The sequence below is a fragment of the Arthrobacter sp. LFS091 genome, from assembly GCF_047977885.1.
In the GTDB taxonomy this organism is placed as follows: Bacteria; Actinomycetota; Actinomycetes; order Actinomycetales; family Micrococcaceae; genus Arthrobacter.
Genome location: NZ_JBFPFP010000009.1, coordinates 139,365 through 160,016, shown reverse-complemented (window position 1 = coordinate 160,016; position 20,652 = coordinate 139,365). Strand labels below are relative to the sequence as shown.

General features: G+C 63.1%; 17 protein-coding genes. 7 read left to right on the top strand and 10 right to left on the bottom strand.

The annotated features are described in order from the left end of the window. Positions 1–265 precede the first annotated feature (265 nt). On the top strand, positions 266–2,515 hold the full coding sequence (locus tag ACNQOP_RS17790) for a S9 family peptidase (RefSeq protein ID WP_284986330.1): 2,250 nt from the start codon (positions 266–268) through the stop codon (positions 2,513–2,515). Positions 2,516–2,522: 7 nt separating this feature from the next. Here the strand turns inward: ACNQOP_RS17790 and ACNQOP_RS17785 are convergent, their stop codons facing one another. Beyond that, complete coding sequence (locus ACNQOP_RS17785; protein WP_416405310.1) at positions 2,523–3,332, bottom strand: class I SAM-dependent methyltransferase; 810 nt, start codon at positions 3,330–3,332, stop codon at positions 2,523–2,525. Positions 3,333–3,351: 19 nt separating this feature from the next. Continuing rightward, entirely contained in the window at positions 3,352–3,735 is a 384-nt protein-coding gene (locus tag ACNQOP_RS17780) for an STAS/SEC14 domain-containing protein (RefSeq protein ID WP_257371349.1), read from the bottom strand. A gap of 218 nt (positions 3,736–3,953) precedes the next feature. Between ACNQOP_RS17780 and ACNQOP_RS17775 the strand changes: the two genes are divergently transcribed. Further along, the gene (locus ACNQOP_RS17775; RefSeq protein ID WP_416405309.1) at positions 3,954–5,594 is read left to right on the top strand and encodes an ATP-binding protein; all 1,641 of its coding nucleotides are present in this window, start codon (positions 3,954–3,956) and stop codon (positions 5,592–5,594) included. A gap of 149 nt (positions 5,595–5,743) precedes the next feature. Here ACNQOP_RS17775 and ACNQOP_RS17770 read toward each other — a convergent pair whose 3' ends face one another. Continuing rightward, complete coding sequence (locus ACNQOP_RS17770) at positions 5,744–5,914, bottom strand: hypothetical protein (protein WP_235517317.1); 171 nt, start codon at positions 5,912–5,914, stop codon at positions 5,744–5,746. A gap of 107 nt (positions 5,915–6,021) precedes the next feature. Between ACNQOP_RS17770 and ACNQOP_RS17765 the strand changes: the two genes are divergently transcribed. Then, complete coding sequence (locus ACNQOP_RS17765; RefSeq protein ID WP_257371347.1) at positions 6,022–7,074, top strand: CDC27 family protein; 1,053 nt, start codon at positions 6,022–6,024, stop codon at positions 7,072–7,074. A 2-nt stretch (positions 7,075–7,076) separates the two neighbouring features. Continuing rightward, on the top strand, positions 7,077–8,633 hold the full coding sequence (locus tag ACNQOP_RS17760) for a putative bifunctional diguanylate cyclase/phosphodiesterase (RefSeq protein WP_416405308.1): 1,557 nt from the start codon (positions 7,077–7,079) through the stop codon (positions 8,631–8,633). Here ACNQOP_RS17760 and ACNQOP_RS17755 read toward each other — a convergent pair. Then, the gene (locus ACNQOP_RS17755) at positions 8,630–9,241 is read right to left on the bottom strand and encodes a GNAT family N-acetyltransferase (protein ID WP_416405307.1); all 612 of its coding nucleotides are present in this window, start codon (positions 9,239–9,241) and stop codon (positions 8,630–8,632) included. The genes ACNQOP_RS17760 and ACNQOP_RS17755 overlap by 4 nt on opposite strands. Positions 9,242–9,349: 108 nt before the next feature. On the opposite strand from ACNQOP_RS17755, the gene ACNQOP_RS17750 reads away from it, so the two are divergent. The 3 genes from ACNQOP_RS17750 to ACNQOP_RS17740 are packed head-to-tail and all read left to right on the top strand — an operon-like array spanning position 9,350 to position 11,811. After that, positions 9,350–9,814, top strand: a complete 465-nt coding sequence (locus ACNQOP_RS17750) for a hotdog fold thioesterase (RefSeq protein ID WP_211711915.1) — start codon at positions 9,350–9,352, stop codon at positions 9,812–9,814. 7 nt (positions 9,815–9,821) lie between these two features. Beyond that, entirely contained in the window at positions 9,822–11,171 is a 1,350-nt protein-coding gene (gene paaK, locus ACNQOP_RS17745; RefSeq protein ID WP_416405306.1) for a phenylacetate--CoA ligase PaaK, read from the top strand. A gap of 37 nt (positions 11,172–11,208) precedes the next feature. After that, positions 11,209–11,811, top strand: a complete 603-nt coding sequence (locus ACNQOP_RS17740) for a TetR/AcrR family transcriptional regulator (RefSeq protein WP_416405305.1) — start codon at positions 11,209–11,211, stop codon at positions 11,809–11,811. A 571-nt stretch (positions 11,812–12,382) separates the two neighbouring features. Here ACNQOP_RS17740 and paaZ read toward each other — a convergent pair. The 6 genes from paaZ to ACNQOP_RS17710 form a co-directional block, all read right to left on the bottom strand. After that, positions 12,383–14,482: a phenylacetic acid degradation bifunctional protein PaaZ gene (gene paaZ / locus ACNQOP_RS17735; RefSeq protein WP_416405304.1), complete on the bottom strand. Its 2,100-nt coding sequence runs from the start codon at positions 14,480–14,482 to the stop codon at positions 12,383–12,385. Between the two features lie 208 nt (positions 14,483–14,690). Further along, complete coding sequence (locus ACNQOP_RS17730; RefSeq protein ID WP_416405303.1) at positions 14,691–16,889, bottom strand: S-layer homology domain-containing protein; 2,199 nt, start codon at positions 16,887–16,889, stop codon at positions 14,691–14,693. 256 nt (positions 16,890–17,145) lie between these two features. Continuing rightward, on the bottom strand, positions 17,146–18,129 hold the full coding sequence (locus ACNQOP_RS17725) for a glycosyltransferase family 2 protein (protein ID WP_416405302.1): 984 nt from the start codon (positions 18,127–18,129) through the stop codon (positions 17,146–17,148). A 43-nt stretch (positions 18,130–18,172) separates the two neighbouring features. Beyond that, the gene (locus ACNQOP_RS17720) at positions 18,173–18,898 is read right to left on the bottom strand and encodes a tyrosine-protein phosphatase (RefSeq protein WP_416405301.1); all 726 of its coding nucleotides are present in this window, start codon (positions 18,896–18,898) and stop codon (positions 18,173–18,175) included. Between the two features lie 55 nt (positions 18,899–18,953). Next, complete coding sequence (locus tag ACNQOP_RS17715) at positions 18,954–19,871, bottom strand: SGNH/GDSL hydrolase family protein (RefSeq protein ID WP_416405300.1); 918 nt, start codon at positions 19,869–19,871, stop codon at positions 18,954–18,956. A 159-nt stretch (positions 19,872–20,030) separates the two neighbouring features. After that, complete coding sequence (locus ACNQOP_RS17710; protein ID WP_416405299.1) at positions 20,031–20,633, bottom strand: GNAT family N-acetyltransferase; 603 nt, start codon at positions 20,631–20,633, stop codon at positions 20,031–20,033. Positions 20,634–20,652: the final 19 nt, after the last annotated feature.

Sequence of the window (20,652 nt, the reverse complement as noted above, 5' to 3'; positions counted from 1 at the left end):
TCTGAATGTCGACGCGCTTGGAGACCTCCTCTCCTTCCGATGTGCACACTGTGGGATTGCAGCGGAACCATCTGAGCCTCCAATATCCGGGTAGCTGGCACGAAGACATGCCCGCAATATATGGAGTGGCGGAACCCTGCAAGTCATGACGCCAATCCCGGTTTGCCGTCCACGTGGTGGACCTCCTGGCGTTGCTGCGAACGCATCCGGGCGCTCTGAGCGAAATTGCTGGTTGGTTGTCGGAGGCCGTCTATAGAGTTGCCACATGAGCCACGCATCTCCCGTTCCTTCGGCCGCCCCGGAAAACTCCGTCCCGGAAACCCTTGCCCCGGAAACAACTGCCGGGCCGCCTGTTGCCAAGCGGGTACCCACTCGCCGCGAGCATCACGGCGATGTCTTCGTGGACAACTACGAGTGGCTCAGGGACAAGGAATCGGCAGAGGTGGTGGAACACCTCAAGGCTGAAAATGCTTATCAGGAAGCCGTCACTGCGCACCAGGAACCGTTGCGCGCAGCCATATTTGGTGAGATCAAGGGCCGTACACAGGAGACGGACCTGTCCGTGCCCAGCAGGAAGGACGGCTGGTGGTATTACAGCCGGTCGGTGGAGGGCAAGGAGTACAGCATTCAGTGCCGTGTCCGGGCCAGCAACTCGGGCGACCCCATCGCGGACTGGACTCCGCCGGCAGTGGAGGCCGGAGTGGAGCTCCCGGGCGAGGAAATCCTCCTTGACGGCAACATTGAAGCCGAGGGCAAGCCGTTCTTCAGCGTCGGTGGCGCCGCTGTCACCGTGGACGGAAATCTCTACGCGTATGCCGTGGACAACGCCGGCGATGAACGCTTCACCCTCCGGATCAAGGATCTCCGCACCGGTGAGCTCCTTCCGGACGTCATCGAGAACATCTTCTACGGGGTGGCTTTCTCCCCCGATGGCACCCGCCTCTTCTACACAGTGGTGGACGACGCCTGGCGTCCTTACCAGGTGAAAGCGCACGTCCTGGGCACTCCGGTAGCCGAGGATGAGGTGCTGTACCAGGAGGACGACGTCGCCATGTGGCTCGGTTTCGACCTCGCCTCCGACCGTCGCCACCTGGTGCTCAGCATCGGCTGCTCCGAGTTCAGCGAAACAAGGCTGCTCCGCTTCGACGACTACGAGGCCGGCCTCAGCACCGTCATTTCCCGTGACGAACATATTCTTTACGAAGCAGAGCCCTTCCTGCTCGATGGCCGCGAGACCCTCCTGGTAACCCACGACAAGGACGCCATCAACTCCATGGTGAGCCTGGTGGACCCTGCTGAGCTCGACAAGCCGCTTGAGCAGCAGGACTGGCGGACCGTCGTCGAACATTCCGAGCAGGTGCGCGTGAACGGCGCCGGCGTAACGTCCACGCACCTGGTGCTGTCCATTCGCAAGGACACCATCGAAAGGGTACAGGTGCTGCCACTTGCAGGGCTCGGTACGGCGGCGCAGGGCGACCCCGTGGAGCCTGCTTTCGATGAGGAGCTGTACACCGCGGGCGTTTCCGGCTCGGACTACGAAGCCCCCGTGATTCGCATGGGCTACACCTCCTACTTCACGCCCTCGCGTGTGTACGACTTCGTCCTGCCCACGCCCGGGTTGCCCGCCGGTCAATTGCTGCTCCGCAAGGAGAGCCCGGTCCTCGGTGGCTACGCGTCCGCCGATTACGTCGCCACCCGCGAATGGGCAACGGCCGACGACGGCACCCGGGTCCCGCTGTCGGTGCTGCGTCACTCTTCGGTTCAGCAGGACAGCACCGCGGCCGGCCTGGTGTACGGCTACGGATCCTATGAGATGAGCATGGATCCTGGCTTCGGCGTGGCCCGCTTGTCACTCCTGGATCGCGGCATCGTCATGGTCATCGCCCACATCCGCGGCGGCGGCGAGCTGGGACGCCTCTGGTATGAGGACGGCAAGAAGCTCAGCAAGAAGAACACGTTCACCGACTTCATCGCCGCGACTGACTGGCTTGCCGGCTCAGGCTGGGTTGACCCCGCACGCATAGCAGCCATGGGCGGCTCGGCCGGCGGTCTCCTCATGGGCGCCATCGCCAATATGGCCCCCGAAAAGTACGCAGCGGTAGTGGCCCAGGTGCCCTTCGTGGACGCCCTGACCACCATCCTCGACCCTGATCTTCCGCTGTCCGCCTTGGAATGGGAGGAATGGGGTAACCCGATCACGGACCCCGAGGCCTACGCCTACATGAAGTCCTACACTCCCTACGAGAATGTGGCGGCCGTGGCCTACCCCAAGATCGCTGCCGTGACGTCCTTCAACGACACCCGGGTGCTCTACGTCGAACCAGCGAAGTGGGTGCAGGCACTGCGTCATGTTTCCACCGGGTCCGAGCCCATCGTCATGAAGATCGAGATGGACGGCGGCCACGGCGGAGCATCCGGCAGGTACGTCCAGTGGCGCGAACGGGCATGGGACTACGCGTTCGTCGCAGATTCCGTAGGTGCCACGGAACTTCTCCCCGGGGCCGGACTCAAGTAGGGGGCCTTCATCGTTGGCGGGCCCGCAGCAGTGCGAAGTACCCCGGGATCACATCAGGGGCGGAAGGGTTGCTGAGCGGGCGCGTCTCGATGCTTGCTGAGCCTTCCTCCACCAGGTTCCAGTCCGCCGCCGGGAAGGCTTTTGCGCGTTGCTTGGCACCGAAGCGGCCGGGCATCGGCAGCCCACGAATCGCCCACTCGAGCGGTCCGGGGATGGATTTCCTCGTAGCTCCGAGGTGGCTCACGTAGTCCACCGGAGTGCCCGGAAAATTTGTCTCTGCCAGGAAAACCCCGCCCCGGGCCCCGACGACGGGCAGCAGGTTCGCTGCCAGTGCCGCACGGCCGTCGCTGTCCAGTACGTGCAGGACACCGCGGATGAACACGTTGGCGTCGCCCGTCCAGCCTGCCTCGGCCAGGGCCGCCGCCACAGTAGCCGCCGCGTCGGGTGCCGTCATGTCGCAGACTGCGAATGACGCCGTCGTGATGTCCGTTGATTCCTGCCGGGCGCGGTCAACTGCGTTCGCTGAGTAATCGAGTCCAACAGCGAGGGGAAAGTGGCGGGCAAGGCGACGGGTGAAGCTTCCATTGCCGCAACCAACGTCCACCACAGGCAGGTTCGGGTCCATCTGTGTCACCTTGGGCAGGTAGCCGTTGAGTTCGTGGTCGCTGCCCGAGTCCCACAGGACGTCTCCAGCGGCACCTGTCGAGCGGACGTCGCCCCAGTACCGGTCCCACGCCGTTAGCGGGTCCTTGGGTGCGCCGGAGGAGAGCCTGATGAGGCGTGGAATCAGCAGGTACTTCCTGAGGGCGGAGAACATTCTCCAAATATAGGTGGCGTTATGCCTCCACCAGCCACTCCAGGGCTTCTGTTTCGGAAGTGAAGAACTTGGTGGGGCACGGAGGCTTCATGATTCCAAGAAAGAAATTTGCAATCACCCTGTCAACCGGCGACGCACCCCACAGGGCGATTCGATTGGCTTGGCAGGGCTTGGCGAACACTGATCTGGCGCCACGGGTGACGTCGTCCGTCGTCGCCATGTCAACAATCATGGGGTGCCGGTCTTCGCCGCACAGTTCATTGACCCTGTCCATGGCCCGTTGGGCATCCGATTCCTGGATCCTGGCACCGCGCGGCCACGTCAGGCGGAGGATTCCCTGCTCTTCGAGTTCAAGTTTGAACGACACCTGCTGGTGGTCTTTCGATGTTGCGTGTTGATCCACTGTGCTCCTCTTGCGGTCCGGCGCCCGTGCCGGAACTGACATGGTCACCCCGGTTTGGCTTCCTCAAGGCTGACGAATCCCGTGGTCAATGTAAAGAGTGTCTTCCACGACTCATCCGGAGCATTTCACGCCGGGAAGCCGCGAGCCCCAATGCCGCTGGTAGGGTGTTGCCAAATCGGGAAATACCGTGAGTAGAACGTTGGAACGGAAGGGGCTCCGTGGGCGAGACCGTTGCCGATGCAGGGCATTCTCCGTCTGCCCTTGTGGCGGATTCGGATGAGGAGCGCCTGGCTGCTTCCCAGTCGGCGCTCACCACGGCCGGCTTCGAAGTCACTACTGCTTCGGACAGCGCCTCAGTGGCCCTCGAACTCCAACGCCATAGCCCCTCCGTGATCGTCGTCGGGAGCTGTCTGGCCCGTGGCCTGCGGAGTCCGGGGATACCGGTGCTGCTGCTCCTGGACGCCGAAGAATCAGTGGACGTCGCCGACATCGAGTCCCTGCGGATGGCGGACTACGTTCTGGCTCCCGTGCGGGGCGCGGAACTGGTGCACCGCGTCAGGACCCTGATCGGCCGGTCAAGGGAACGCGAACGCTCCCGGGGGGAGATCGAGGCGCTCCGCGAGAGCCTGCGCAACGTGTCATCGGCGATCCGGGAAACCAATGATCCGCAACTGATCGCCGACCACGTGGTCCGAGGCTTTGGCGAAGCCCTGGGCGTGGACCACGTCTGGTTCGCAACGTTCCGGGATGAACGCGTCCCCAACATCCGCGCACAATGGAACGGTTCGGGAGTGGCCCCCCTTCCCGCGAGGCTGGGAGACAGCGAAGAAACCATCGCCGAAGCAGCCAACAAGCTGTGGGCCGAAGCGGACGTCCTTGCGGTCTCGGACCACAGGAAAGATCCCGAATCAGCAATCGCGCAGGCCTTGCGGGAATGGTCCGGCGAGCTCCACCCGATCTCCACCGTGCTTCTGCCTGTTGGCGAAGGCGCCACGGCCCTGGGAATCATCCTGCTGTGCACCGTGCAGGAGGAGCACCGCTGGACCCGTGCCGAGATCGCGCTGATGCAGCACGTGGCCGGGAACGTGGCACATGGCCTCATCCAAGGCCACCTCATCAGTGCCCAGCAGCGCGTGCTGCACCAGCTCCGGCAACTGGACAAAGCCAAAACAGATTTCCTGGCCACGGTGAACCATGAGCTGCGGACACCGTTGACCTCCATCACCGCGTATCTGGACATGATCCAGGACGGTTCCGGCGGCCCGGTTCCGGAAGGCATTTCCAAGATGCTGGACGTCATTGGCCGGAACTCTGACCGCCTCCGCCGGCTCATCGAGGACATGCTGACCGTGTCCATGCAGGACGGCAGCAACCTGGACCTCAAGCCTGTGGACATCGCCAAGCTGCTCCAAGTTGTGGTGGCAACGCTGCGGCCACTTGCCGAGTCCCGGCATGTTTCCCTCTCATTCACTGAGGCAGGGGAAGACATTGAAGTGACGGCCGACGAAGCAAAGCTGGAGCAGGTCTTCACGAACATCGTTGCCAACGCCATCAAGTTCACCCCCGAGGGCGGCCGGGTGGGCATCACCAGCTCGGTATCGGCCTCCGATAACGGCGCGAGGGCGGCCACTGTGCGGATCGCCGACACCGGCCTGGGCATCCCCGAGCACGACCTCCCGCACATCTTCACGCGCTTCTACCGGGCGTCCAACGCAACGTCCGCCGCAGTCCCTGGCAGCGGCCTGGGACTGGCCATTGCCCACGACATCATCAGCCGCCACATGGGCCGGCTCCTGTTGGATTCGACGCTGGGCTCCGGAACGACGGTGTCCGTGGAGCTGCCCGTTGGAGGGCCTTGATCCGTATGACATCGCTGTCATGCGGGCCTGCGGAGATTTGTCCCGCCGTCACTAATGCTCGACATCCGGCGAAACAAAACTGATGCCCCGGGCAGCGGCCCAGGGCATCAATTTATGTCATATGGCCTTGAGAGGCGCTCCCCCAATGTTTAGTTTGGCCACCAACCGATGCTGGTGGTGTTCGTCTTGGTGCTGGTGACGCTGTTGGGCCACCATCCGATCGCCGAACTGTCCTGCGAAGAGTCGGCATTGGCTGGAGCAGCGAATCCCGTTACTGCCAGAACCGCCGCCATGAGCAGGGTTGCCGCAAATTTTTTCATCCGCTATGCCCTTTCGTACTGATGCGAATTTGTTGTGTGTGACTTGAATAAAGTCACGGGGCAAACTATACGAGCTTTTCCTCTGTAATGACATGGATAATGGGCATATGCAAAGTCCGCAGCTCGCCGCCCACGTAGTCGCCGGGCTTTCGGCACGCGCCAGATGGAAGGAGCGGGACTTCGACGAAGCCGCTCGATTGGCAAGTGACGCCGCCGCGTTGGCTACGCTGGCCGGCGACGAAGAAGCATGGTGGAACATGCGCTACCTGCAGGCTGAGTGCCTCCGCGACCAGGGTCGGATCGAGGAATTCCTTGCCTTGGCTTCCGAACTCAACGACCACACCCTCACCTCCACCTCCGCAGAGCTTGGCTCGAAGGCCGGGACCATGGTTGCCGTTGCCCTCCAAGGGCTGGGCCGGTTGGCGGAGGCGGCGACCATGGCGGCAGACGCCGCGAAACTTGCTGCCCAGGACACCGATCTGCTCTACGTCCAGATCCTTGCCCAGCGCGCCCTGATAGCCGCCTTGGCGGAAAGCCGCCTGCTCCATGACGCCTGGCGGGAGTGCCTGGCTTTGGAGACCCTGCTGACGGACGATGTGGACGAGGACACCGCGGGCAAGGGCTACTGGGTGATAGGCAACGTTGCCTTCCTTGCAGACCGCGTCAATGACGGAGGGCGCTATCACGACCTGGCGGCAGAGCTGCTGTCGCCCTCAAAGGACGTTGATCTTTGGGCCCGTTTCAACAGGGCCTCCGCCGAAATGCGACTTCAGGCCAAACTCAGCGACGCTGCTACCCTCCGCTGCATTGAAAGGGCCGAGCTCGCCACGGACATTGTGGGTGGCTCTGAAAGGGACCACTTGGAAATGTCCTTGGTCCGGGCCCATTGGCATTTCCTCAGCGGAGATATGCAGCAGGCTGCGGCCATCCTTGAACCGCTTTGCGCGCGGTCCTCCATTTTGGCCACCCAAACCTCCGCAGAAGCCCACTTCCTCCTCGCGCGAACGCTGCTCGAATTGGGGCGTCGAGATGAAGCGCTTGCGAATTTTGACGAAGCAGCCACACTGTTCGAACAGGCCGCATTGCCTGAACGAAGCGTCGCCGTTCGCGAACACCTGCGGCATGACGATGAGCGACGAGGCCAGCCGCACGGGGGGTGAGCATGTCCGAAGGAAATATCTCCAACGAGGATCCCCGTTTGGGATTGCTGCTGGACGGTATCGTGCGGTTGGCAACTGGCGACCTGAACACCAGGATCAAGGTCTCCGACGCCCGCGATGAGATCGATGCTGTGATCATGGGTACCAACCTCCTGGCCGAGGACCTCCAGATCATCTACGAGGAACTGGAGCAGCGGGTCAACGCCCGCACGGAACAGCTCAACCAGGCACACCTGGCGATGCGCCACATGGCCATGACGGATCCCTTGACAGGCTTGAATAACCGTTCAGCGTTCGCTAACGCGCTGGCCGAGGCTCAGGCGACCGGGCATAAGGGCAGCAAGCGGCCAGCCATCCTCCTGCTGGACATGGACGGGTTCAAGTCGATCAACGACACTTTGGGACACACCATTGGGGACAAAGTCCTCGAAACTGTAGCCGCCAGGATCAGCGGGGCGGTCCGCGAGCAGGACATGGTGGCCCGTATGGGCGGCGACGAATTTGCCGTCATGCTCCCGGAGGTCACCCCTGCCGAAGCGGCGTCAATCGGCAACCGCATCCTCGCGTCCGTTGTGGGGGCCATGGAAATCGAAGGCCAGCATTTGCGTTGCGGGGCCAGCATGGGCCTGCGGATGGCTGACCCCGGCCACGGCGCCGAAGAGCTGATGATGGAAGCGGACATCGCCATGTACGAGTCCAAGGCGGACGGACGGGGCAAGCTCAAGGTGTTTGAACCGGCCATGCTTCTTGCGCGGCAAATGCGGAACCAGCTGGTGGGCGAACTCAAAGAGGCCATCGCCGGTTCGCAACTGGTGCTCTACTACCAGCCGATTATCCGTTTGGACACCCGTGAAATCGAGGGTGTGGAGGCTTTGGTCCGCTGGAACCACCCCACCCGCGGGTTGGTCATGCCGGACGAGTTCATCCCGATTGCCGAGGAAACGGGCATGATCTCCGATTTGGGCGGTTGGGTGCTCCGCACCGCCGTCGAGCAGTTAAGGCAATGGCGCAGCGACCCCCTGACGGCGGGCCACAACTTCAGCATGCGCATCAACGTTTCGGCCGCCGACCTGCAGCGGCTTGAGTTCATCGAGGACGTCAGGGAAGCGTTGGCATCCGCGGACCTGGACCCATCGCTGCTGGTGCTGGAACTGACCGAAAGCGCCGTCATCCTTGGCAACGACCTGGACCGCTACACGCTCAACAGCCTGCGACGCCTCGGCGTTGGTCTGGAGATCGATGACTTCGGCACAGGCTACTCGTCCATCAGCTATCTGCGCCGGCTGCCCGTCGATACCGTCAAAGTGGACCGGACCCTGCTCTCCGCCCTGGGCAGCGACCCCTCGCAACCGGCCCTGCTCGCTGCCGTCCTGCAACTCATCCGTGCCTGTGGCCTGAATGCCGTGTGGGAAGGCATCGAGACTGCCGAGCAAGCCCAGTACCTCCTGGGCATCGGCTGCACCAGCGGCCAGGGTTACTACTTCAGCCGGCCGTTGCCCGGGGAGCAGCTAACGGAGCAGCTGAAGCACCACAAGACGTGGCCCGTCACCGAGGACTAAATGCCCGACGTCGGCGCCTCACCGCGCGCTGCGGTCTGACCGCTGGTGGCCTGCCCGTTCCGGGCACGCCACTCGGTGTCCAGAATGGCGTAGATGTTCTCGGTGGCCCACTGGCCCTTGTAGTGCCAGTTGTCCACAAGGGTTGCTTCGAGCCGCATACCCAGGCGTTTGCAGATAGCCGCGGAACCGGTGTTGAGCGCATCCAGCTTGGCGTCGAGGCGATGGAAGGACAACGTCCCAAAAGCCAGTTCCATGACGGCTTGGGCGGCTTCCGTAGCGATTCCCTGGCCGCGGGCCTCCGGATGCAGGATCCAGCCCAGCTCACCTTGCCCCGTCCCCTCAAGCCATTTCAGCACTATCTCGCCCATCAGCCCGGGCTGGTCCTTGCGTTCAATGGCCAGGCAAACCCAGTCGCCTTCCTGCTTGAACTCGAAATTCGCATACCGTCCCAGGACCTCCATGGCCCGTGTCTTGGTCAACTCGTTGCGGAAGAGAAAGCGTGCGGTTTCAGGGAGGGACTGATATCCGTAGAAACGCTCAAGGTCTTCAGCTTCGAAGCGTCGGAGGATGAGTCGGTCGGTGACTATGGGGAGCTCAATGTCGGGCATGAAGATGAGGCTACTAGTCGCGCGTGAATAGTGGTCCAGTCTTGACACTTGGCGCGATCTGGGATTACCTAATGAACATTCGGTAAATAAAGCTGGAGGCAATGACGCATGGTTGAAACAACCCTCTCCGGTGCATCGCACCACATCCTGACGAACGACTACGCGTCCGAGTGGATGGGCATCCAGGTGCTCAAGATCGACGACGGCCACGCCACCATCCGCATGCACCTCCGCCAGGAAATGCTCAACGGCTTCGGCATGGCCCACGGCGGAATGATCTTCGCCTTCGCCGACACAGCCTTCGCACTGGCCTGCAACCCGGCCAACCCCACGCCCGAGGAAGCCGCAAACATCACGGTGGCGTCCGGCGTCGACATCAACTTCATCAAGCCGGCCTTCCAAGGCCAGGTAATCACCGCCGTCGCAAACCGCCGCGCGAGTACCGGCAGAAGCGGCCTGTACGACATCCAGATCTACGCGGCCGACCCGGCCCCCGCCCCCTCCCCTGACGCCGAGCCCGGCGAACTCATTGCAGAGTTCCGTGGCCGCAGCCGCACCATCTCCAAGAAGTAGGAAAACCATGACGCAGAACACCGTGGCAGCTCCAGACGTTCCCGCCTCCAAAGCCAGCGCCCCCGTGCTGGACCGTGAAGAAACCATCTCCCGCGACGAACTCGAAGCCCTCCAGCTCACCCGCCTCCAGCACACCGTGGCGTACGCCTACGATCGCGTGCCGCTGTACAAGCGCAAGTTCGACGAAGCCGGGGTGCACCCCTCGGACCTCCGCGAGCTAAGCGACCTGGGCAAGTTTCCCTACACCACCAAGGAAGACCTGCGCTTGGAATACCCCTTCGGGATGTTCGCGGTCCCCCAGGACCAGATCGCACGTATCCACGCCAGCTCCGGTACCACCGGGCGCCCCACAGTGGTCGGTTACACCAAAAACGACCTCGCCAACTGGGCAACTTTGGTGGCAAGGTCGTTCCGCGCCTCCGGCGTCCGCCCGGGCATGAAGGTCCACAACGCCTACGGCTACGGCCTGTTCACCGGCGGCCTGGGCGCACACGCTGGCGCTGAAGCCCTCGGCTGCACCGTCATCCCCATGTCCGGAGGCCAAACCGAACGCCAGATCCAGCTCATCCAGGACTTCAAGCCGGACGCGATCCTCGCCACCCCCACCTACCTGCTGACCATCGCCGACGCCATGGCGCACCAGGGCATCGACCCCACCTCCACCTCGCTCAAGTACGCAGTGTTGGGTGCCGAGCCGTGGACCGAAGAGATGCGCCACGAGCTCGAAGTCACCATGAACATTAAAGCCTCCGACATCTACGGCCTCTCCGAGGTCATGGGCCCCGGCGTCGCAGGCGAAGCCGTCGAAACACAGGACGGCTGCCACATCTGGGAGGACCACTTCCGCCCCGAAATCATCGATCCGTTCGACCACACGCGCGTGCTTGGGGATGGCGAACCGGGCGAGTTGGTATTCACCTCGCTCACCAAGGAAGCCCTGCCGATCATTCGGTACCGCACCAAGGACCTCACCCGCCTCCTCCCCGGCACGGCCCGACCCGCACACCGGCGCATGGGCCGCATCACCGGCCGCAGCGACGACATGATCATCCTCCGTGGCGTGAACCTCTTCCCGTCGCAGATCGAGGAAATCGCCCTCCGCATCCCCGAGCTGAGCCCGCACTTCCAGCTGGAAATCACCCGGCCCGAAGGCAAGCGCATGGACTCGCTCACGGTCCGCATTGAGCGCCGCGAGTCCGTCAGCGCCGAGGCCAGTACGACGGCGGCCCACACCTTGCGCGAGCAGATCAAGATCCACATCGGCTCGTCTTGCGTGGTGGACGTTGTGGAGCCCGGTTCCCTGGAGCGATCCAATGGCAAGCTGCGCCGCATCTATGACCTGCGACCCAAGGGCTGATCCGCTTCGTTGGCGGAGATCGTGAGAAAATGCCAGCATGCCTACTGAGACCACCACCAAGCGCGGACGGCCCGGCTACGACCAGCAGTCGGTGCTCCGCATCGCCGTCGACGTCTTCAACCGGCACGGCTACGACGCAACGTCCATGGGCATCCTGGCTGAAAACCTCGGGATTTCGAAGTCCGCCATCTACCACCACGTGCCGTCCAAAGGGGATCTGCTGAAGCTCGCCCTGGACCACGCACTGGGCGGGCTGGAGGCGATCCTTGAGGAGCCTTCTGCCACGTCAGGGCCTGCCGACGCTCGGCTGGAGTTTGTGCTCAGGCAGACCATCGCCGTGCTGGTGGACCGGCTGCCGTTTGTAACTTTGCTGCTGCGCCTGCGGGGCAACACGGAGATCGAACGGGACGCTTTGGAACGCCGGCGCGCCTTCGACCACAAAGTGGCTGCCCTGATCTCCGCTGCCCGCGAGGACGGCTCGCTTCGGCAGGACATCGATCCCCGCACTGTGACCAGGCTCTTGTTCGGCACCATCAACTCGATCGTTGAGTGGTACAAGCCCGGCGGCTCGCTGTCTCCGGAGAAGCTCGCGGACGACCTGATCACCATGGCCTTCGACGGCCTCCACACGGCCTCCTGACCCTCCCTCACATCCCACCCACTTCCGGCCAACCCTCACTCACAACCCACCCCCTTCCGGCCAACCCTCACTCACAACCCACCCCCTTCCGGCCAACCCTCACTCACAACCCACCCCCTTGGTGCCCGACGATGGCGGCTGGCTGCCGTCATAGTGCACGAGCGTTTGCCCTCAACCCGGCGGAACGTGAGAGAGCGTTGCTTCTCCACAGCGGTCAGGAAGGCTTCCGGCCAACCCTCACTCACATCCCACCCCCTTCCGGCCAACCCTCACTCACGTCCCACCCCCACGGCGCCCGACGACGGCGGCTGGCTGCGGTCGTTGTGCAGGAGCGTTTGCCCTCAACACGGCGGAATGTGAGAGAGCGTTGCTTCCCCTCAGCGGTCAGGACGGCCTCCGGCCAACCCTCACTCACAACCCACCCCCTTCAAGCGCCCGACGGCGGTAGCCGAGTGACGTCGTCGTGCCCTACCGCTTTAAAACCAAAACGCTTCCGCGCACTAAGGCGTGGAAGCGTTTCTGGTTGGGTGCTGGAGCGTTTGCCCTCAACACGGCGGAACGTGAGAGTGGGTTACTTCTCCACGAGGGTGAGGACGTCGTAGGTCGCCACTATTTCGTCGTTCTGGTTGGTCAGCACGGCATCCCAGGCCACCTCGCCGTACTCGTCGGTCTCGCGAGGGGTGATCTTCTTGGCCGTGAGGGTCACACGGATCGAGTCCCCGGCAGCAACCGGCGTGATGAAGCGCAGGTTCTCCAGCCCGTAGTTGGCCAGGACGGGACCCGGCGCGGGCTCGACGAACAGCCCTGCAGCCCAGCTCAGGAGCAGGTAGCCGTGGGCCACGATGCCCGGGAAGAACGGGTTGGCTTCGGCGGCTTCCTGGTTGGTGTGGGCGTAGAAGGTGTCGCCAGTGGAGTTCGCGAAGGCGGTGATGTCCTCCAGTTTGACCTCACGGAGCTCCGAGCGCACAGCATCTCCGATTCGGAGGGACGCCAACGACTTCCGGAACGGGTGCTCACCTTCAGTTTCAACAGTGAAATTGCGCTCAGCTCCCGTGTGCCAAACACCCGTGACGGCCGTCAGCATGTTGGGCGATCCTTGGATGGCGGTGCGCTGCATGTGGTGCAGGACCGAGCGGATGCCACCCAGTTCCTCGCCACCGCCGGCGCGGCCCGGTCCTCCGTGCACGAGGTGCGGCACGGGCGAACCGTGGCCGGTCGACGAGCGGGCGTCCTCGCGGTTGAGCATGTGGACGCGGCCGTGGTGGGCAGCAATTCCCAGCACAAGTTCCTGCGCCACAGCGGGATCATTGGTGCATACCGATGCCACCAGCGAGCCCGATCCCTTGGCAGCCAGGCGGATCGCATCGGGCAGGTCCGAGTATCCAATTACGGATGAGACCGGCCCGAATGCCTCCAGCGAGTGCACTTCCTCAGCTTCGGCATCGGCCCAGCTCAGGAGCACCGGAGACATGAACGCGCCGTCTTCCACAACGCCCACAGCTCCCCCAACAGAAGTGACCGACGGCGAATCGAGAGATCCGTACGCAAGTTCCCCACCGGCGTCGAGCATTGACTGAACAGCAGCGCGAACATCGGCGAGCTGATCGAGTGAGGCCAGCGCGCCCATGGTGACGCCTTCCGCGCGAGGGTCGCCGACCACTACGCGTTCGTTGATGCGGGCGCCGACGGCGGCAGCGACGTCAGCGGTCAGGGCCTGCGGAACGATGATGCGGCGGATCGCGGTGCACTTCTGACCCGCCTTGACGGTCATCTCGGTAACGACGGCTTTGATGAAAGCGTCGAATTCCGGAGTTCCGGGCACAGCGTCGGGGCCGAGAATGGCGGCGTTGAGCGAGTCGGTTTCGGATGTGAAACGGACGCCGCCCTGAACCACGTTCGGGTGGGACTTGAGCGACTTGGCTGTGGACGCAGAACCCGTGAAGGAGACGAGGTCACGGTAGTCGAGCTCGTCCAGGAGCGTCCGCGCCGAACCCGAAATCAACTGGAGTGCGCCGGCGGGCAGGATGCCGGATTCGATGATGGCCCGCACGGCTGCCTCGGCCACATATCCGGTGGGCGTGGCGGGTTTGACGATGGTGGGTACGCCGGCCAGGAACGACGGCGCGAACTTCTCCAACATGCCCCAGACCGGGAAGTTAAAGGCGTTGATCTGCACAGCCACGCCCGGAATGCGCGTGTAGATGTGCTCGGCCACGAACGAACCGTCCTTGGAGAGCGTCTCCATGGGGCCGTCCACGATCACCTGCGAGTTGGGCAGCTCGCGCCGGCCCTTGGAACCGAACGTGAAGAGGACGCCAATGCCGCCGTCGATGTCGATCATGTTGTCGATCTTGGTGGCGCCGGACTGCAGCGACGAGGCGTACAGTTCCTCGCGGCGCCCGTTGAGGTACATGGCAAGCTCTTTGAGCTTGAGCGCGCGCTGGTGGAAAGTCAGCTTCCCGAGTTCAGTTTGGCCAGTGGTTCGGCCGAAATGTACGACGGCGGACAGGTCCAGCCCGTCGGTGCTCACGTTGGCCAGGACTTCACCTGTGCTGGCATCGCGGACGGGGATTTTCTTTGCGTCGGGTGACGGGGTCCACCAGGCATCCTGGACGTAGCTGGGGACGGTTGCAACGGCTGTGGTTTCCGGGGCGACTGCTGTAGTGGTCATCGTCGACGGGTCCTTCCAAGGCACATGAAAGCGGCACGGTCATTGCGGACTGGTGCCAACATTACTGACCGGCCGTTCGGTAATATATACAGGGTACATGAATGCCCGGCAGAGTACAGCAGGAATTTTCTTTCAGCGACGCCTGGGTACGGCGAAGGGCCGGCTCCACTGCTCGCGGAACCGGCCCTCCTTGGTCATGCCTATGCGGCTAGATGGAGCCGAACTTGGTGTTGTAGCGGAACATGAATGCCGCCATCGCATCCCTGTTCACCGGCTGCAACGGACGGAACGACTTGGTGTTTCCCGCCTCAGCCCAGCCTGTGGAAATTCCCTGCGCCGCAAGCCACGTGATCTCCTTGTAAAACTGGGCCGTGGTAGGCAGGTCGACGAACGGTGAAACCTTGGGTGCCGTGAACTCCGGCTCCCCGGCCAACCGATACATGAACGCCGCCATCGCGTCGCGGTTCACCGGCTGCAAGGGCCTGTATGTCTTCGACTTGTCAGCCTCTTCCCAACCCGTGGAGATGCCCTTGTCCGCGAGCCACGTGATCTCCTTGAAGAACTGCGCACCCACTGGCAGGTCCTTGAACGGCGACACAGCAGGCGCCGTGAAAGCAGGCTTCCCCGACAAGCGGTACATGAACGCAGCCATCGCGTCACGGTTCACCGGGGTCAGAGGCTGATACGTCCTGGACCCATCGCCCGCCTGCCAACCCGTGGAAATACCTTTATCAGCCAACCACTGAATCTCGTCCTGGAACTGCGCGCCCAGCGGAACGTCGTCGAAACCCTGCTTCCCTTCCGTTGCCGTGGCATAACTCAAAGTGCCAATATCGGTGTTCTGCCCAACCGCAGTAGAAATCGAACGCGCGTTAGCCGCATTGGTCACATTGCCAGAGAAAATCGGGCCCGACTCCGCACCCTCCTCAGCAGAGACAAAATACAGACCCGTCGTCAGACCCGTAACCTTGAACGTCCCATCAGCCATTGAGTAGTCAAAACGAGTGACCAACGAGCCATCCTTGGTGTAAACGTTGATCCGCGCGTTCGCCAAGGGACGGCCTTGGGAGTCCAGTACCTTGCCTGTGAATGTTCCGCCCGCACGTACCGTCGCGTTGATGTTTGAAACGGCTTGTCCGGCCTGCGCCGTCACCAATGTGGCGCCCGCAGTACCGCTGGATTCAGGAAGGTCCTTGTACGACTGAGCCTCGTATGAGGAAACGAAGTCAGGGTCGCGGTTGAACTGGATCCTGTATGAACCCGGCAACAGATTCCGAATGGAGTAGGTGGTCTGGGAAGTCTCCATCACCGTCGACGCTGCCACGGTCCCGTCCTGCATGACTGCGGTGATGCTCATGCCCGAGCCGCTCATGGTCGGTCCCGGAGCTGGCTGACCCGAGACGGAACCTGAGACGCTCGCAGCAGCGACCGCGGAATCCGTAACGCCGGTGAGTTGTTGCCCAGCCGCGACCGACACCCAAGGAGACTTGTCGGCAACGGCGAACGCACCGTGCCACATGTTTGCCCATTTCTGGTTGTTGGTGCGGAAATGGAGCTTGTACTTTCCAGCTGGAAGCCCGCCAACGGTATATCTTCCGTCCGCACCGATGAATGCTGTGCTGACAAAGTTGTTCTTGGTGAAGTCAGGACCAGCTTCGACCGTGACCTGTCCGTCATAGGAACTCCCCATGGGAACGGAGACTTGCCCCGAAATCATGGCTGCTGGCTGCATTACTTGGTTGATGCCGGTCACGCCGGCACCCTCGGTAACGGGAACCAAGGTGGCCCCGTCGCGTGAAGCACCCGGGTAGTAGGTGCTCAGTACAGGTGACGGCTGCCCGTAGTGGAAAAAGGAAACCTTGTGACCGCCTGTGCCCAGGCCCCTCACCACATATGTTCCGTCGTTGTTGACGGCACCTGAATTGGTTCCGCCGGGCCCTTCAGCTATAACGGTGACGCCCGCTGGGTTTACGCCGGCGGGGACGGACACCTTCCCTGCTATCGTTCCTCCCATGGTCATCGTCTGGTTGATGCCGGTGATAGCAGAACCCGCGGTCACGGTAACGACAGTCGACTGCTCTCTGTCCCGGTTCCCATAGAAAGTGGGAAGCAACTGCATCGGGGCGGCGGTGTCTACAAATTGCAGGTTGTACTGGCCTGCCTCCAGCGCGGGGAGCAGGAACTTCCCCTCAGCATCGGCCCATACGTTCTTTTGGGTGGGCCCGGCCAATGTGGCGACCATGATTCTGGTCGCGTCTACCCCAGCGGGCACCGTGACCGTCCCCGAGATACTTCCCGTGGCTGCGGCAACTGCCGGGGATGCGAGTCCGGCAGGAAGGGCTCCGAGGAACAGAGCCGCCAATAGTGTCAGAGCGAGCCGATAACGGCCGCGCGATTTACCCTTCAAGGGTCCCCCAATATTCTTTTGAGCGTGCGAAGGGCCGCTTCGATTAGCGGCCCTTCGCTGATCATAAGGGGTTGCGCTGGAGGGGTCGATAGTGGGGGCACATGTGACACCGGAACGTGACCGAGCGTCACCCCGAAACGGCCGGAACGTGAGAGAGCGTCACCCCGAAACGGCCGGAACGTGAGAGAGCGTCACCCCGAAACGGCCGGAACGTGAGAGAGCGTCGGCCCGAAACGGCCGGAACGTGAGAGAGCGTTTAGGCCCGGCCGCCGAGCTTCTTGGCAAGCAGCATGGGCTTCTTCAGGAACTCCCCCACGCTTGTCCGTGTCACCACCGTCTGGTTCAGGGCGTCGAGGCGGTCAAGGATGTGATCCAGCTTGGCTGTGGTCTCGTCCAGCCTCCGCTGCTGCGCCAGGATCAGCTCCTCCTGGCCTGCCAGTACCTGGGTGAGATAGAGCAGAGGGCCGAAGCCGTTCTGTGCTACCCCTTCGCGGAGGTGGTGGTCCCGGACCAGGGCATCGTAGTGAGCGTGCTCTGCGGCCTTCTGAAAAATGCTGTTCCCATCATGGCCCGCGGACTCGGGGCGCTGTGACCAGAAGGCGAGGGGTTCACCGTCGAGGAATCCCACCCGCGAGTGGCTCAGGACGCGCAAATGGAACTCCCAGTCACCCACCACGGGCAGGGCCTCATTGTAGTAGCCGACGGCGTCGTGCAGGCTGCGGCGGTACAGGAACGAGATAGGGACAGCGCGGTTGATCTTGAGCATGTCCGCGAGCGTTATTTGGCGCATGTTGGCCCAGAAAATCTCACGTCGGATGGGCTCAATCCTGCCGTTTACAAGCTCCTCGATGACTATTTCCGTCCGGACCATCACACCGGTTTCTGCGGCATGCGAGGGATCGTCAAGGTAGGCCACTGTTTGGGCGAGAAAGTCGGGCGCCCAGAAGTCGTCGTCATCGTGGATCACCACGAATTCACCCGAACCGGCCTTAACCCCGGCGTTTGATGCCGCTTCCATGCCCACTGATTCCGCGTGGTGCAAAGTGGTGATGCGGTTCCGCTCAGCCTCGCTCCGCTGGGAGGTGAGGTGATCGACGTCGGCCGGGATGCCGCCGTCGTTGACAATGACCAGCTCGAAGTCCTGGAAGGACTGCCCGAAGATGTCGTCCAACGCACGGGCGAGGAAGATGGGGCGGTTCTTGGTACGGGTCACAATGGTGACGCGGGCGCCATGGCTCATGCGGTTCCATCCAGGGTTTTGGTAAGAGGGGTTCGGCAGTGGTTCAACTCTGCATGGTAGCAGCGCCGCGGCCGCCTGCTTTGGAACGTATGGCTGCCAGTTCCGGGCCGGTAACACCCTGTGCCGACAGGTACCGTTCAGGGTCCAACGCGTCGAGAAACGCCCGCAGGCTGGTCCGGCGCTGGGTCAACAAGGCCTCCAGCTCGTCGTCGGGCAGGTAGGGGTCGTGCGCGTGTGGGGCCCCGTGGGTGCGATGACGCTCGTTGATACCGCGGGCCGCGAGCTCATAGCCGCTGATGATTTCCTCGTCGGTGTAGCCGGCCAGTCGCTGCAGCATCAGGGCGATCACACCGCTGCGGTCGCGTCCCGCCGAGCAATGGACCACCACTTTGCCAGGCGACGCCGCGATGGCTTTGAACACCGCGGCCACCTTTTCGGCGAAGAGCTGGAGGTAGTCGGCGTACTGTTCGGGATCCTTGAGATACGGCCCGAACAGCTCGCTGAAGCGGCTATGGGCCGGATCTTCCGTGGGGCAATGGACGACGGCGATACGCGCCTTCACGTCCTCGGGCACCTGGGGATCGGTGTCGCGCGAGGTCCGTTCACGATCGGCGCGCAGGTCAATCACGGTGCGGACGCCGTCGTCGAACATCTGCTGCCAACCTGCTTCGGTAACCCACTCATGGCGGCCCATCCTGTACACGTCACCGGCGATCCGCCACGCGTTGACGGCTCCGTCCCAGTGCACGCTTTCGTGAGCTGAATCCATAGAGCCAGCTAAGCACATTGGCTCGCCGGAGGTGATGCCCCCGGCGAGCCCAAGGCTACGGATAGACGGGCTGCGCCGGGACCACCGATGAAAGCAGCGCGGCGGCGTAAGCCTGGTGTCCGGCAGCGTTCGGGTGGAAGTTGGCATCCGGAAGCAGGGTCGACGGAGGCACCGGGGGCGCCAGCACGATCCACGGTTCCGGCGAATTCACTGCGTGACCAAGGAACCGCTGGGTCACATCAATAAAAACCGCCTTGGTCCGGCTGAGCTTGACGGCATCGGCGATCGCCTTATTCAGGGCATCAACAGCGGAATTCACCTGGACCTGGTTTTCCACCGGGACCACAGTGACGCCAGGGAGAACCAGGGGGCCTCGGGTCGGATCGAAAAGCCTCGGATACCCCATAACTGCAATGGCTGCCTGCGGTGCGGAAGCCCGGAGCAACGCGTATGTTCCCGCGAGCCCGACAGTAATCGCGGGCAGCTTGGCGCGGATTCCCGCCACAGTGGCGGCACATGTGGCCGTATCCGGGGTGGCGCAGTCACGTAGTGCCAGCAGGCTCCCGGCGTCGACGGCACCCGCAGTGATGCTCACCAATTCTGCCTTGGCCAGCGCGGACCTGCCGGTCCTGCTGAGAATCTGTTGAACCACCGACGGGGCGCCGTTATAGAAAGGGCCGCCCGGGACAAGCAAAGCTCCATGGCACGCAAGATTGGCCAGCAAGGTTACCTGTCCGGTGGCTGCAACCAGATCGACGTAGCCGCCCTTGCTTTGCCAGCACCCCGGCGGGGTCGGCGCGTATAAATCCCCCGCACCCGTTCCGGCCGTGTACGAATCTCCGAGTGCCACATAGTCAGGCAGCGGCGGCGCGGCCGCCGTGGCCGGGCTGGCCGTGAAGCTCAGACAAAGAGCCAGAATGGCGAGACCGCCCGCAAAGGCCGTGCGCCGCCGTCGTGCTTGATGAGTTGCCATGGTGAATCCCCTTTTTTACCGCTCGTTGGGGCTCCGGTTCCGCATGCGCGGAAGTCACGGCTCGCCCACCAGTCGGCCGCGCACCGGGGCAATGTGTTGGCTAGATTACGCCTGCGGCTGCGGAGGGAAAAGACCTTGCGTGCGCATAGTGCCGAAAGCTCACCCCTCGGCGCCGTACTTGGCCAAGCGGAACTCCAGGCCATTCCGCACAGCGGGCCACTCGTGCTCCAGGATGGAGAACACCACGGTATCGCGGAGCGCTCCATCGGCGCTGCGCGAGTGGTTCCGGAGCACGCCGTCCTGCTTTGCGCCGAGCCGGGCGATCGCCTCGCGGGATTGCTGGTTCAGCCAGTGCGTGCGGAACTCCACGGCCGGGCAACCCAGCGTTTCGAAGGCGTGCCGCAGGAGCAGCAGCTTGGAATCCGGATTGGTTCCTGTGCCGTGCGCCGACACCGCGTTCCACGTGGAGCCGATCTCGACACGGGGTGTCACGGCGTCGATGTTCATGTACGTGGTCATGCCGATGAGCTTGCCCGTGGCGTTTGAGCGCGTGGCGAACGGCAGCATGGAACCCTTTGCCTGCAGGTCCAGGCGCCGATCAATCTCGGCGGCCATACCCTCCGGAGCCGGAACCGAGGTGTACCAGAGCTTCCACAGTTCGCCGTCGCGGGCAGCATCCACCAGCCCGTCATGGTGTTCCTGGCCCAGAGGTTCCAGCGTCACGAAGTTTCCGGTCAGGGTGATGGGTTCAATTGAAGTCACCCGGCTAGCCTAACCGGCC

Bases quoted from the DNA above. Each gene is read 5' to 3' on its own strand.
- ACNQOP_RS17765 (WP_257371347.1), top strand. From the start codon at position 6,022: ATGCAAAGTCCGCAGCTCGCCGCCCACGTAGTCGCCGGGCTTTCGGCA.
- ACNQOP_RS17740 (WP_416405305.1), top strand. From the start codon at position 11,209: ATGCCTACTGAGACCACCACCAAGCGCGGACGGCCCGGCTACGACCAG.
- paaK (WP_416405306.1), top strand. From the start codon at position 9,822: ATGACGCAGAACACCGTGGCAGCTCCAGACGTTCCCGCCTCCAAAGCC.
- ACNQOP_RS17720 (WP_416405301.1), bottom strand. From the start codon at position 18,898: ATGGATTCAGCTCACGAAAGCGTGCACTGGGACGGAGCCGTCAACGCG.
- ACNQOP_RS17750 (WP_211711915.1), top strand. From the start codon at position 9,350: ATGGTTGAAACAACCCTCTCCGGTGCATCGCACCACATCCTGACGAAC.
- ACNQOP_RS17715 (WP_416405300.1), bottom strand. From the start codon at position 19,871: ATGGCAACTCATCAAGCACGACGGCGGCGCACGGCCTTTGCGGGCGGT.
- paaZ (WP_416405304.1), bottom strand. From the start codon at position 14,482: ATGACCACTACAGCAGTCGCCCCGGAAACCACAGCCGTTGCAACCGTC.
- ACNQOP_RS17760 (WP_416405308.1), top strand. From the start codon at position 7,077: ATGTCCGAAGGAAATATCTCCAACGAGGATCCCCGTTTGGGATTGCTG.
- ACNQOP_RS17785 (WP_416405310.1), bottom strand. From the start codon at position 3,332: ATGTTCTCCGCCCTCAGGAAGTACCTGCTGATTCCACGCCTCATCAGG.
- ACNQOP_RS17770 (WP_235517317.1), bottom strand. From the start codon at position 5,914: ATGAAAAAATTTGCGGCAACCCTGCTCATGGCGGCGGTTCTGGCAGTA.
- ACNQOP_RS17725 (WP_416405302.1), bottom strand. From the start codon at position 18,129: ATGAGCCATGGCGCCCGCGTCACCATTGTGACCCGTACCAAGAACCGC.
- ACNQOP_RS17790 (WP_284986330.1), top strand. From the start codon at position 266: ATGAGCCACGCATCTCCCGTTCCTTCGGCCGCCCCGGAAAACTCCGTC.
- ACNQOP_RS17755 (WP_416405307.1), bottom strand. From the start codon at position 9,241: ATGCCCGACATTGAGCTCCCCATAGTCACCGACCGACTCATCCTCCGA.